The sequence below is a fragment of the Nocardioides ureilyticus genome, assembly GCF_051280745.1.
In the GTDB taxonomy this organism is placed as follows: domain Bacteria; phylum Actinomycetota; class Actinomycetes; order Propionibacteriales; family Nocardioidaceae; genus Nocardioides.
The window spans coordinates 69,272-81,628 of the sequence record NZ_JBNCOG010000011.1 but is presented as its reverse complement, the minus strand read 5'-3'; the positions used below and the strand labels follow the sequence as shown (position 1 = coordinate 81,628).

The window sequence follows — 12,357 nt, the reverse complement described above, 5'->3', positions numbered from 1 at the left end:
GCGCCCGTCACGCCCAGCCCCCCGCCGTACGACGGGCGCGGCGCAGCAGCCAGAAGAAGAACGGTCCGCCCACCAGCGAGGTGAGCATCCCGATCGGCAGGTCGGCGTAGGCGATGGCGGTCCGCGCCCACAGGTCGGCGAGCACGAGGAGCACCGCTCCGCCGAGCGCGCTCGCGGGCACCAGCAGCCGGTGGCCGGGCCCCGCGACGAGCCGGACCAGGTGCGGCACGACGAGCCCGACGAACGCGATGATCCCGCAGAACGCGACGGCCGCGGCGGTGAGCAGGGCGACCACCACGATCACCCCGAGACGGAGCCGCTCGACGTCGACGCCGACGTGGCGCGCGGCCCGGTCGCCGAGGGCGAGCAGGTCGAGCCGCGGGGCGAGGAGGAGGGCGGCGAGGATGCCGCCGAGCGCGAGCGGCGCGACGACGGAGACCTGCTCCCAGCGGGAGCCGTTGAGGCTGCCGAGCTGCCAGAAGACGATCTCCTCGCGGGACTGGGTGTCGCCGAGGAACATCAGGAAGGCGAGGCCGGCGCCCGCGACGGCGTTCAGCGCGATGCCGGTGAGCACGAGCGTCACGACCTCGGTGCGTCCTCCGTCGCGCGACATGAGGTAGACGAGGAGCGTGGCGACGAGGCCGCCGAGGAAGGCGCAGGCCGCGACCGTCCACGTGCCGGCGAACGCGAGGCCGAGCACGATCACCGTGGCCGCGCCGAGGGCGGCGCCGGAGGAGACGCCCACGACACCGGGCTCGGCGAGGGGGTTGCCGAAGACCCCCTGCATCAGCGCCCCGGCGGTGGCGAGCGCCGAGCCGGCGAGCGCCGCCATGACCACGCGCGGGAACCGGACCTGCCACAGGGTGCTCTCGCCCTGCGGGTGCGCGGGCAGCGGCCCCCACTCGAGGCCGAGCCGGTGCAGGACCGCCCCGACGACCTCCGACGGCGGGACGTCGAGCTGCCCGTGGCCGGCGCCGAGGACGAGGGCCCCCGCGAGCGCCACGGCGAGCCCACCGAGCAGACCGAGCCGGGTGGCCGATGCGCGCAGGCCGAGCCGCGCCCCCGTCGGGGCCGGTACCACCGCGGTCACGACACGGCTCCCGGCGCGTACGTCGCCACGGCGAGCGCGTCGAGGACCGCCGCCGTGGCCGGGCCGAAGCCCAGGATCGCGGCGTCGTCCATGGCCACGAACCGCCGGTTGCGACCGGCGGGCGTCTCGGCGAGCGCGGGCAGCCGCTCCAGCAGGCCGTCGACGCCGCCGGCCGAGTCGAGCCCGCCGGTCATCATCAGGACCAGGTCGGGCTGGGCGGCGACCAGGCCCTCGTCGGTGAGCGGCTTCATCCCGCTCCAGCCGATCTCCTCGGCCACGTCATAGCCGCCGACGGCCTCGATGAGGGAGTCGGCCCCGGAGCCCTCGCCGAACATGTAGTAGACCCCGGACTGCCCCCGGACGTAGAGGAAGACCATCCGCAGCCGCTCGCGCTCGTCGGCCGGCGCCACCTCGGCGATCCGGGCCGTCACGTCCGCGACCTCGGCCTGCGTGCGCCGGACGAGCTCCTCACCCTCGTCGGGCACGCCCAGCGCCTCGGCGACGCCCCGGACCAGGGCACCGACGTTGTCCAGCCCGCGGTGAGGGTCGAGCACGACGACCGGGATGCCCGCGTCGCGCACCTGCAGGACGACGTCCCAGGGCCCGAGCGAGGTGTCGGTGATGAGCAGCGTCGGGTCGAGCTCGAGGATCGCCTCGGCGGAGAGGTCGTGGCCACCCTGGGTGACCAGGGGCAGCTCGCGCAGTCCCTCGGCCTGCGTGGAGATGTCGCGCCCGACGAGACGGTCGGCGAGGCCGAGCTCGGCCACCGTCCGCGCCAGCGTGCCGTGCACGTCCAGGGCCAGCACCCGGCTCGCGTCCGCCACGGTGACCCGCGTGCCCTGTGCGTCGGTCAGGGTGACCGGCAGCTCCTGCCGCGGCGCCTCCGCGACCGGGTCGACCGCGTCGTCGGCCTCCACGACGACCTCGCCCCGCCAGTCCCGGGCGTCGGCCAGCGGCTCGACCTCGGCGAGCGGGGGCGGCGTCGTCGGGGACCGCGTCGCGGTGTCCGCGCCGACGGCGCGCTCGCCCGTCGTGATGCCGCAACCGGCGAGCAGGGCGGCCGCGAGGACGGCAGGGAGGAGGGCCGCTACGGGGCGGTGACTCGGACGCACGGGTGGACAGTAGCGCATAGTTAGGCAAGCCTTACCTACAATTCGGCTCGTGTCGACAGGTTGTCGACATCTTTTTGACAGGCTGTCCAGAAGGCAGTTGCATGGTGCCCAGCTGCTTGGCGCCGCTCCCCCACACCACCCGGAGAACCCTGATGACCGTGCTCGACGCCACGACCACCCCCGCCCTCTCCGTCGCGATGCGCGAGGGCTCCCGCGCCGAGCACGAGGCGGCGGAGGGCTCGGTCTTCATGGCCGAGCTGCTCGACGGCCGCATCTCCGAGCAGGGGTACGCCGCCTACCTGCGGCGGCTCCGCGTCGTCTACGCCGCGATGGAGACGGTCGTCCGCGACCGTGCCGACGACCCACTGGTGGCGGCCGTCCACGACCCCGCACTGGAGCGCCTGGCCGCGATCGACGCCGACCTCGACCACTGGGCCCCCGGCGCACCGCACGAGCTCGCGCCCGAGGAGTCGCCCGCCGCCACGGCGTACCGCGCCCGGCTGGAGTCTGCACCCTGGGGCGGCGCCCTCGTCGCCCACCACTACACGCGCTACCTGGGCGACCTCTCCGGCGGCCAGGCCATCGGCCGCACGCTGGACCGGACGTTCGGGCTCGGCGGCGCCGGCACGGCGTTCTACGCCTTCCCGGCGATCCCGAAGCCGAAGCCCTACAAGGACGCCTACCGCGCGCGGCTCGACTCCCTGACGCTCGCGCCGACGGAGGTCGCGCGGGTCGTCGAGGAGGTGAAGGTAGCGTTCCGGCTGAACCAGGACCTCTTCACCGAGCTCGGAGACGACATCGATGCCCTTCGCCGCACCTGACGCCTCCGGCACCCGCGCATGAAGGTCCTGCTCACCGGGGCCGCCGGCAGCATCGGACGGGTCGTCGCCGTGGGGCTCGCCGACCGCGGGCACGAGGTGGTCGGCGTCGACCGGCTGCCGCAGCCCTCGGGTGAGGACGGGCCCTGGTACACCCTGGACTGCGCCGACGCCGACGCGGTGGACGCGGTCCTCGCCGAGCAGCCCGTCGACGCGGTGGTCCACCTCGCCGGCCACCCGGGCGAGGCGAGCCTGCCGGACTCCCTGGAGTCCCACGTGGTCACGACCGCCGCGCTGCTCGACGCCATGGTCGCCCACGACGTGCGGCGCCTGGTCTACGCCTCCTCCAACCACGCCGTCGGCCGCACGCCGCGCCGTGACCTGGTCGGCGTCGACGCCTACCCCCGCCCCGACACCTTCTACGGCGTCTCGAAGGTCGCGGCCGAGGCCCTGATGGGTCTCTACACCGACCGGTACGGCATCGACGCCGTCGCCTGCCGGATCGGCTCCTTCCTCCCGGAGCCGGAGACCGTCCGGCACCTCTCGACCTGGCTCTCGCACGACGACTGCGTGCGGATGGTGGAGGCCTCGCTCACCGCGACGGCACCCGGCTTCGCCGTCCTCTACGGCATCTCCGCGAACACCCGCGCCTGGTGGGACCTCGAGCCCGGGCGCGCCCTGGGGTACGAGCCGCAGGACGACGCCGAGGCGTGGGCGGACCGGATCCCACCCTCCCCCGAGGACGACTGGGACGCCGCGCACGTCGGCGGACCGTACGCGACCGCCACCTTCGAGCGCCCCGCCCTCGACCGGCCCTGACCGAACCAGCCACCGCTCGACGCTCACCACCCACCGCGCGGCTGGTTGAGGAAGTTCGGCTAGGAACCGTCGGCGCTTGGAGGGGAGGTCTTTGCTAGGGACATGACCTCTACCGTGACGCAGCAGCGCACCCTCGGCACCGCCTCGCCGCTCACCGTCTCCGCACTCGGCCTCGGCTGCATGGGGATGTCGGAGTTCTACGGCACCGCGGACGAGCAGACGGCGACCGAGACCATCCACCGCGCGCTCGACCTGGGCGTGACCTTCCTCGACACCGCCGACATGTACGGCCCCTTCACCAACGAGCGGCTGGTCGGCGCGGCGATCGCGGGCCGCCGCGACGAGGTCCAGCTGGCGACGAAGTTCGGCAACGAACGGCGTCCCGACGGCACGCGGGTGGGCATCAACGGTCGACCGGAGTACGTCCGCGCCGCCTGCGACGCCTCCCTCTCCCGGCTCGGGGTCGACCACATCGACCTCTACTACCAGCACCGCGTGGACCGCTCGGTCCCGATCGAGGAGACCGTCGGTGCGATGGCCGAGCTGGTCGAGGCCGGCAAGGTGCGCCACCTCGGCCTCTCCGAGGCGTCGGCCGCCACGATCCGCCGCGCCCACGCCACCCACCCCGTCACCGCGCTGCAGTCGGAGTACTCGCTGTTCACCCGCGACATCGAGGACGAGATCCTCCCGACGCTGCGCGAGCTCGGGATCGGCCTGGTCCCCTACTCCCCGCTCGGCCGCGGCATCCTCACCGGCGCCATCACGTCCGAGGAGTCCCTCGCCGAGGGCGACTCGCGCCGTACGCCGTACTTCCCGCGGCTCAACGGCGAGGGCCTGCGCGCCAACCTCCGTCTCGTGGACCGGGTGCGGGAGATCGCGGCGGAGAAGGACTGCACGCCCGGCCAGCTCGCCCTGGCCTGGGTGCTCGCCCAGGGGGACGACGTGGCACCGATCCCGGGCACGAAGCGGGTGCGGTACCTGGAGGAGAACGTCGGCGCGGTCGACGTCGCGCTCACCGGGGACGACCTGCGCCGCCTGGAGGAGGCGGTGCCCCGCGACGCGGTGGTCGGCGCCCGGTACGGCGACATGTCCTCGATCGACGCCTGACCCGGTCGCCGGACCGCCCTCGTAGGGTGGCCCGGTGACGAACACCGACGTTCCCGCACTGCTCGCGTCCGCCCGCGCCTGGATCGCCGAGGACCCCGACCCCCGTACCCGGGACGAGCTCTCCCGGGTCGTGGCCGCGGTCGAGGCGGGCGGCGACCCGACCGACCTGGCCGACCGGTTCGCGGGCACGCTGGAGTTCGGTACCGCCGGCCTGCGGGGTGCGATCGGCGCCGGCCCGAACCGGATGAACCGCGTCGTCGTCACCCGGGCCGCGGCCGGGCTGGCGGCGTACCTGCGCGAGACCGGGGCGACCGGTCCGGTCGTCATCGGTTACGACGCCCGCCACGACAGCGATGTCTACGCCCGTGACACCGCCGAGGTGATGACCGGCGCGGGGATCGGCGCCCACGTGCTGCCGCGGCCGCTGCCCACGCCGCTGCTCGCCTTCGCCATCCGCGAGCTCGGGTGCTCGGCGGGGGTGATGGTGACCGCCAGCCACAACCCTCCGCAGGACAACGGCTACAAGGTCTACCTGGGCGACGGCAGCCAGATCGTCCCACCCGCGGACGAGGAGATCGCCCGGCGGATCGCGGCGGTCGGCCCGGTCGGCGACGTGCCGCGCGGTCCTGCCGGCAAGGTGCTCGACGAGGGCATCGTCGACCGCTACCTCGACACCGTGGCCGGGTTGGCCGCCGACGGACCACGAGACCTCGCGGTCGTCTACACCCCCCTCCACGGGGTCGGCGGCGACGCGGTGGCCCGCGTGCTGGAGGCCGCCGGCTTCGCCGAGCCCCGGGTGGTGGTCCAGCAGGAGGAGCCGGACCCCGACTTCCCGACCGTCGCCTTCCCCAACCCCGAGGAGCCCGGGGCGATGGACCTGGCCATGGCGCTGGCCGAGCGGCACGGCGCGGACCTCGTGGTCGCCAACGACCCCGACGCCGACCGCTGCGCCGCGGCGGTCCCCGGCCCGCACGGCTGGCGGATGCTGCGCGGCGACGAGGTCGGCGCGCTGCTGGCGCACGCCCTCCTCACCTCGGGCAAGGAGGGGACCTACGCCACCTCCATCGTCTCCTCGTCCCTGCTCGGCCGGATGGCGGCCGCGCACGGCCAGCCGTACGCCGAGACGCTGACCGGCTTCAAGTGGATCGGCCGGGTGGAGGGCCTCGCCTTCGGCTACGAGGAGGCCCTCGGCTACTGCGTCGACCCCGAGCACGTCCGGGACAAGGACGGCGTCTCGGCGCTGCTCCTGCTGTGCGAGCTGGCCGCCGCGGCGAAGGCGGAGGGTCGCGGGCTCACCGACGTGCTCGACGAGATCGCCCTCGAGCACGGGCTGCACGCGACCGACCAGCTCTCGGTGCGGGTCACCGACCTCGCCGACATCGACGCGGCCATGGAGCGGCTCCGCGCGCAGCCGCCCGCCTCGCTGGGCGGCTTCGCGGTCGAGCACGTCGACGACCTCGCCGCCGGGTCGGCGGACCTCCCGCCGACCGAGGGACTGCGCTACCGGCTCGCGGAGCGGGCGCGCGTCGTCGTACGCCCCAGCGGGACCGAGCCGAAGCTCAAGTGCTACCTCGAGGTGGTCGTGGACGTGGACCCGGCCGATGGCGTCGACGCCGCCCGGATCCACGCCGCCGGCCGCCTGGACGCGCTGCGCGCCGACATCAAGGCGGCCGCCGGCATCTGAGCCGGGCGAACCTATGCTGGTGCGGTGAGTGCCCTCTCCCCCACCGCTGTCGCCCGCACCATCGACCACACCCTGCTCAAGCCGGAGGCCACCCGCGCCGACGTGGAGGCGCTCGTGGCCGAGGCGGTCGAGCTCGGCACGTACTCGGTCTGCGTCTCGCCGTCGATGCTGCCGCTCGACGTGCCGGAGGGCAGCGGGCTGAAGGTGGCGGTCGTGTGCGGCTTCCCGAGCGGGAAGCACACCTCCGCCGTCAAGGCGGCCGAGGCCGCCGAGTCGGTGCGGCTCGGCGCCGACGAGATCGACATGGTCATCGACGTGGGCGCCGCGAAGGAGGGCCGCTTCGAGGCGGTCGGTCGGGACGTCGCCGCGGTCCGCGAGGCGGCACCGGCCCCGACCGTGCTCAAGGTGATCATCGAGTCGGCCGCGCTGACCGACGAGGAGGTCGTCGGGGTCTGCCGTGCGGCCGCTGCCGCCGGCGCGGACTTCGTCAAGACCTCGACCGGGTTCCACCCCGCGGGCGGGGCCAGCGAGCACGCCGTGCGGCTGATGGCCGAGACCGTCGGCCCCGACGTGCAGGTCAAGGCGTCCGGCGGCGTCCGGACCCTCGAGCAGGCCCGCACCATGCTGGGCGCCGGCGCCACGCGGCTCGGCGTCTCCGGCAGCCGGGCACTCCTGGGCGACACCGCCTCGGGGACCGGCGGCTACTGACCCGCCTCACACCTCGGCGGAGGTCGCCGAGAGCCGCTCGAGCGCGACGTCGACGGCCGCCGGGTCGGTCGCGACCCGGGGCGCGATCCGGACGTGGCGCACCGCACCGTCCTCGCCGGCCACCAGGAGCGTGGAGAGGCCGAGCTCTCCCTCGGGCCGGTCGGCACATCCGCTGAGCCCCTCGGCCACCCCCGCGGCGTCGGAGCGGAAGACCCCGCCGGCCTGGGCCTCCAGCTCGGCGCAGGCCTGCTCGAGCGTGCCGTCCTCGGAGGCGACGACCACGAGTCCGTCCGCCACTGCCCATTCGCAGCCGCCGACGCCCTCCTCGGGCGCACCCTCGGTGGACCAGCCCAGGCCGGTCAGGACATCGGCGGGGATGACCTCGGCGCAGCTGCCCTGCTCCGGCTCGCCACCAGGCGACGGCTCGTCGGTGAGCGCCCCGGACGTCGCCGGTGCGTCGGCCGGCTCGGCGGCGTCGTCCGCGCCGCAGGCCGACCACGCCGCCGCACCCAGGAGTGCGGTCGCCAGGAGGCCCCACGGGCGGCGCGCACCGGCGGCGCGAGGGCGAAGGTCGAGCACGCGGTCGTTCTTCCCCCAGGTGCCGGCGATGAAACGACGGCTCGACCAGGTCGGCTCGCGTGACCGACGGACGACCGTCGGTGAGCGTTCGGGTGGGTACCGGGCGTCCATGAGCACCGAGAAGTCCGCGTCCCTGTCCGAGCTCGCCGGTGGGCGGGTGCGCCTGCTGGGCCAGTGGGTGGTCGGCCTGCGCCGCACCACCGACGAGGACGGCCGCACCGGCGAGCCGTTCGCGGTCTCGCGCCGGTGCCGGCACCAGCTGGCCGACCTGAGCAAGGGCCACGTCGACGAGGACGGCTGCCTGGTCTGCCCGTGGCACCAGAGCCGGTACGACGTGAGCAGCGGGAAGATGGTCGAGGGTCCCAAGGGCTTCCTCGCCTACCACGGCCCGGCACGGGGCTACCGCCAGTTCGTCGCGGCGTACTCGAAGGTGCTGCGGCTGCGGGTGGGGCGCGCGCGGGTCACCGGCGACCGCGTCGAGGTCGACTGACGGCCGACCGGGGCCGCACGGCAGAATGGCGCGGTGCGCGCGCAGGTGATCGTCCTCGCCGGGCCCTCGGGTTCGGGGAAGTCGCGGCTCGCCGCACGGATGGGGCTGCCGGTGCTCCGGCTCGACGACTTCTACAAGTCCGGGGGCGACCCCACGCTCCCCGTGCTCACCTCCGGCGCCAACGCGGGGATGGTCGACTGGGACCACGCGGAGTCCTGGCTGCCCGAGGACGCCCTGGCGGCGCTGGCGGCGCTGTGCCGGGAGGGCCGCGCCGAGGTGCCGATCTACGACATCGCGCATGACGGGCGGCGCGGGTGGCAGGTGCTCGACCTGGCGGGGTCGCCGCTGTTCGTCGCCGAGGGGATCTTCGCGCCGGACGTCGTGCGTCCCGCCCGGGAGGCCGGGCTGGTCGCCGCGGCGTACTGCATCCGACGGTCCGCGCTGCGGACCTTCTGGCTGCGCCTCCACCGCGACCTGCGCGAGCACCGGAAACCGCCGCTGGTGCTGGTCAGGCGCGGGCTCGCCCTGCTGCGCGCCCAGCGCGACGTCGTCGCCGAGGCGGTGGCGAAGGGGTGCGAGCCGGTGGGGCCGGAGGAGGCGCTCGCCCGGGTGCGTCGGCTGCAGGCCGGCACCCCACGGTGAGCCCGCTGCCGTGGGGTGCCCTGCGCCAGCCCGACCGGTTCTCCTGCGGCGCGTCGGTGCTGGTGGTGGCGCGGATGCTCCGCGAGGAGCAGTACGCCGCGGCGACGGCGCCGCGGTTCGACGCCGAGGTGCTGGCGACGCACCGCCGGGTGACCCGGCCGTGGCTGCGCCGGCGACCGCAGCTGCCGTGGCCGCGGTTCCTCGGCACGCCACCGTGGGCGGTCGCGCGCGAGCTGACGGCGCTCACGGGCCAGCGGCACCGGGTACGGCCGGCGAGCCGCTCCCGGGTGGCGTCGGCCCCGATGCCGTACGCGCTCTTCGTGGGCGACCGGCTGCTCCCCCGCCACGTCCTGCTGGTGCTCGGGACGGACGGGGGCTTGCTGTCCCTCTACGACCCGACCACCGGCGGTGTCCGGGCGGGGCACGGCCGGTGGGCCCGGCCGTGGTTCGTGGTCAGCGCTGCGGGTCCGCGGCCTGCGCCGCCAGCTCGGCGTACGCGGGCTTGATGACCTGGGTGATCAGGTCGTAGCGCTGGTCGAACGGGAGGAACGCCGACTTCATCGCGTTGACCGCGAACCACTCGAGGTCGCGCGCGCCGTAGCCGAAGGCCTCGACCAGCGACCAGAGCTCGGCGGTCATCGAGGTGCCGCTCATCAGCCGGTTGTCGGTGTTGACCGTCACGCGGAACCGCAGCTGCTTGAGCAGCCCGATCGGGTGGTCGGCGATCGAGGGGGCGGCCCCGGTCTGGACGTTCGACGCGGGGCACATCTCCAGGGGGATGCGCCGGTCGCGGACGTACGCCGCCAGCCGGCCGAGCTCGACGTCGCCGGTCTCGGAGACGGTGATGTCGTCGATGATCCGCACGCCGTGACCGAGCCGGTCGGCGCCGCACCACTGGATGGCCTGCCAGATGGACGGCAGCCCGAAGGCCTCGCCGGCGTGGATGGTGAAGTGGCTGTTCTCCCGCTGGAGGTACTCGAACGCGTCGAGGTGGCGGGTCGGCGGGTAGCCGGCTTCCGCACCGGCGATGTCGAAGCCGGCGACGCCGCGGTCGCGCCAGGCGACGGCGAGCTCGGCGATCTCCATGGAACGCGCCTGGTGGCGCATGGCGGTGAGCAGCTGGCGGACGACGATCCGGTCGCCGGCGGCGGCGCAGCCCTCGTCGAAGCCCTGCTGGACCGCGGCGACGACCTCGTCGAGGGTGAGCCCGCCCGCGACGTGCTGCTCCGGGGCGTAGCGGACCTCGGCGTAGACGACCCCGTCGGCGACGAGGTCCTCCACGCACTCCCGCGCCACCCTGGTGAGGGCGGCGCCGGTCTGCATGACGGCGACGGTGTGGTCGAAGGTCTCGAGGTAGCGCGGCAGGGATCCTGAGCTCGCCGACTCGGCGAACCACCGGCCGAGGGCCTCGGCGTCGCCGTCGACGGGCAGCCGGTGGCCGCACTCGGCGGCGAGCTCGAGGACGGTCTGCGGCCGCAGGCCGCCGTCGAGGTGGTCGTGGAGGAGGACCTTCGGGGCCCGACGTACCTGCTCCTCGGTCAGCGGGACGGGGGCACTATCTTGCATGGCGTCCATCCAAGCACTCCCTCCCTCGCCTTCAAGGAGTCCCCATGCGCACGTTCTCCAGCTTCGAGGAGGTCGCCGAGGCGGCCGGCACCGACATCGGCTCGACCGACTGGGTGGAGGTCGACCAGGAGCGGGTGGACCTGTTCGCCGAGGCGACCGGCGACCACCAGTGGATCCACGTCGACGTGGAGCGGGCCAAGGACGGCCCCTTCGGCGGCACGATCGCCCACGGCTACCTGACCCTCTCGCTCGTCCCGTGGCTGGGTTCGCAGGTCTTCGCGCTCGACACCCCCGGGGCGAAGCTCAACTACGGGGTCAACAAGGTGCGCTTCCCGAATCCGCTGCACGTCGGCAAGCGGATCCGCGGCCACGTGGCCTTCGGGGACGTCACCGACATCCCCGCCGGCAAGCAGGCCATCATCAAGTACACCGTCGAGATCGAGGGCGAGTCCAAGCCGGCCTGCGTCGCCGAGACCGTCGTGCTGCTGCTCGCCGGCTGACATCCGCCCGGGGGCTCGCTCTGCTACCCGTCGGGATGGCCCACGGATCCGCGCGCACGATCAGCTGGGCACCCGGATCCCCCGCCACCCGGTGACGTCGCACTGGCCGTGCTCGCCACTTCCGGTGGCGACGACCGAACCGTCCACCCGCACTCCGAGCGTGTGCCTCGATCCGGCAGCCACCGCGACGATCTCTCGCCAGGCGGCCACCTCACACTGGCCAGCATCGTTGCTGCCCACGGCCACGACTCGGCCAGCCGAGGTGACGGCGACCGTGTGATGGCTGCCGGCGGCCACCGCCACGACGTCGCTCCACGCGCCGACGTCACAGGCACCGGCCGTCCGGTCCCCCACCGCGAGGACGCGTCGATCCTTGGTGAGCCCGACCGTGTGGAGGTACCCGGCGGCGACGGCGGCACCGCACGCCACGAACCCACCGAGCACTGCCCACGGCGATCACGGTCCCGTCCGCCCTGAGGCCCACCGAGTGCCAGTCACCACACGCGAGCGCGACGATCTCACGCCACTCGTCTACCTCGCATGCCCCTTCTCCGGGCCGCCCCACCGCCGAGACGGTGCCGTCCGCACGCAGTCCCAGGGTGCGGCGCCACCCCGCGGCGACTGCGATCACCGCGCGCCACGAGCTGACCTCGCACTGCCCGTCACCGTTCCAGCCCGTGGCCACCACGGTGCCGTCGGACCGGAGCCCGACGCTGTGGGATCGTCCGGTGTTCGAGGCGGTGTGCACGTTGCCTGCCGCCACGCCGATGACGTCGCGCCAGCCCTCGGTGCGGCACTCACCGGCTGGTGAGGTGCCGGCAGCGACGACGGTGCCGTCCCCGCACAGCCCCAGCGAGTGGCGCGGCCCGGCGGCGATGGCCTGAGTAGTCACCGACGAAGCATGGCGAGCGCCGACGATCCCGACAAGCTCGATGGTCTCTGGCGCCTCGGCCCAGTCCTCGGGCAGCGGTGCCGGCTGCAGCCAGGCGACCTTCTGCGGCGCCTCACCGGTGCCGTGGTCCATCCCGGGGAACCTGTCGTACGGCACCGGTGTCCGCTCGTGAGCACGCAGGAAGTCCAGGCACGCGTTCGTCGCCACCTTGGAGAGCCAGGCCCGGATGTTGCTCCCCTGGGCGAACCTCTCCCCCGACTTCCAGGCACGCAGCAGCGCCTCCTGCACGAGATCCTCGGCCTCGTCGTACGAGCCGAGCATGCGGTAGCAATGCACCCGGAGCTCGTGGC

At 74.3% G+C, this 12,357-nt stretch carries 15 protein-coding genes; 9 read left to right on the top strand and 6 right to left on the bottom strand.

Annotated elements, in window-relative coordinates; all coding sequences use genetic code 11:
* Positions 1-7: 7 nt before the first annotated feature.
* Complete coding sequence (locus ACSMHG_RS08355) at positions 8-1,090, bottom strand: FecCD family ABC transporter permease (RefSeq protein ID WP_435743612.1); 1,083 nt, start codon at positions 1,088-1,090, stop codon at positions 8-10.
* Positions 1,087-2,202 carry a heme/hemin ABC transporter substrate-binding protein gene (locus tag ACSMHG_RS08350; RefSeq protein WP_435743610.1) on the bottom strand — a complete coding sequence of 372 codons (1,116 nt, stop codon included), beginning with the start codon at positions 2,200-2,202 and terminating at the stop codon, positions 1,087-1,089. Before ACSMHG_RS08350 ends, ACSMHG_RS08355 begins: the two co-directional genes overlap by 4 nt.
* Before the next feature lie 152 nt (positions 2,203-2,354).
* Between ACSMHG_RS08350 and ACSMHG_RS08345 the strand changes: the two genes are divergently transcribed.
* The 5 genes from ACSMHG_RS08345 (at position 2,355) to deoC (ending at position 7,338) form a co-directional block, all read left to right on the top strand.
* Complete coding sequence (locus ACSMHG_RS08345) at positions 2,355-3,023, top strand: biliverdin-producing heme oxygenase (RefSeq protein ID WP_435743608.1); 669 nt, start codon at positions 2,355-2,357, stop codon at positions 3,021-3,023.
* Between the two features lie 18 nt (positions 3,024-3,041).
* On the top strand, positions 3,042-3,839 hold the full coding sequence (locus ACSMHG_RS08340) for an NAD-dependent epimerase/dehydratase family protein (protein ID WP_435743606.1): 798 nt from the start codon (positions 3,042-3,044) through the stop codon (positions 3,837-3,839).
* A gap of 102 nt (positions 3,840-3,941) precedes the next feature.
* Entirely contained in the window at positions 3,942-4,946 is a 1,005-nt protein-coding gene (locus tag ACSMHG_RS08335; protein ID WP_435743604.1) for an aldo/keto reductase, read from the top strand.
* 34 nt (positions 4,947-4,980) lie between these two features.
* A complete protein-coding gene (locus ACSMHG_RS08330) occupies positions 4,981-6,630 on the top strand; it encodes a phospho-sugar mutase (RefSeq protein WP_435743602.1) in 1,650 nt (549 codons plus the stop codon).
* Between the two features lie 24 nt (positions 6,631-6,654).
* The gene (deoC, locus tag ACSMHG_RS08325; RefSeq protein ID WP_435743600.1) at positions 6,655-7,338 is read left to right on the top strand and encodes a deoxyribose-phosphate aldolase; all 684 of its coding nucleotides are present in this window, start codon (positions 6,655-6,657) and stop codon (positions 7,336-7,338) included.
* Positions 7,339-7,344: 6 nt separating this feature from the next.
* Here the strand turns inward: deoC and ACSMHG_RS08320 are convergent, their stop codons facing one another.
* Complete coding sequence (locus tag ACSMHG_RS08320; protein ID WP_435743598.1) at positions 7,345-7,917, bottom strand: hypothetical protein; 573 nt, start codon at positions 7,915-7,917, stop codon at positions 7,345-7,347.
* Between the two features lie 109 nt (positions 7,918-8,026).
* On the opposite strand from ACSMHG_RS08320, the gene ACSMHG_RS08315 reads away from it, so the two are divergent.
* From ACSMHG_RS08315 to ACSMHG_RS08305, 3 genes are read left to right on the top strand one after another with little or no spacing between them, the layout of a single operon-like run.
* Positions 8,027-8,407 carry a Rieske (2Fe-2S) protein gene (locus tag ACSMHG_RS08315; RefSeq protein ID WP_435743596.1) on the top strand — a complete coding sequence of 127 codons (381 nt, stop codon included), beginning with the start codon at positions 8,027-8,029 and terminating at the stop codon, positions 8,405-8,407.
* A gap of 33 nt (positions 8,408-8,440) precedes the next feature.
* Positions 8,441-9,049, top strand: a complete 609-nt coding sequence (locus ACSMHG_RS08310; protein WP_435743594.1) for a nucleoside/nucleotide kinase family protein — start codon at positions 8,441-8,443, stop codon at positions 9,047-9,049.
* Positions 9,046-9,555, top strand: a complete 510-nt coding sequence (locus tag ACSMHG_RS08305) for a hypothetical protein (protein ID WP_435743592.1) — start codon at positions 9,046-9,048, stop codon at positions 9,553-9,555. The genes ACSMHG_RS08310 and ACSMHG_RS08305 overlap by 4 nt, the downstream gene beginning before the upstream one ends.
* Here ACSMHG_RS08305 and ACSMHG_RS08300 read toward each other — a convergent pair.
* Positions 9,503-10,624: an adenosine deaminase gene (locus ACSMHG_RS08300; RefSeq protein ID WP_435743590.1), complete on the bottom strand. Its 1,122-nt coding sequence runs from the start codon at positions 10,622-10,624 to the stop codon at positions 9,503-9,505. The two genes, ACSMHG_RS08305 and ACSMHG_RS08300, sit on opposite strands and share 53 nt — an antisense overlap.
* Before the next feature lie 35 nt (positions 10,625-10,659).
* Between ACSMHG_RS08300 and ACSMHG_RS08295 the strand changes: the two genes are divergently transcribed.
* Entirely contained in the window at positions 10,660-11,115 is a 456-nt protein-coding gene (locus ACSMHG_RS08295) for a MaoC family dehydratase (RefSeq protein WP_435743588.1), read from the top strand.
* Positions 11,116-11,175: 60 nt separating this feature from the next.
* Here the strand turns inward: ACSMHG_RS08295 and ACSMHG_RS08290 are convergent, their stop codons facing one another.
* Together ACSMHG_RS08290 and ACSMHG_RS08285 are read right to left on the bottom strand one after the other, a co-directional pair.
* Complete coding sequence (locus tag ACSMHG_RS08290; RefSeq protein ID WP_435743586.1) at positions 11,176-11,544, bottom strand: RCC1 domain-containing protein; 369 nt, start codon at positions 11,542-11,544, stop codon at positions 11,176-11,178.
* Entirely contained in the window at positions 11,441-12,343 is a 903-nt protein-coding gene (locus tag ACSMHG_RS08285; RefSeq protein ID WP_435743584.1) for a sigma factor, read from the bottom strand. The genes ACSMHG_RS08290 and ACSMHG_RS08285 overlap by 104 nt, the downstream gene beginning before the upstream one ends.
* Between the last annotated feature and the right edge of the window lie 14 nt (positions 12,344-12,357).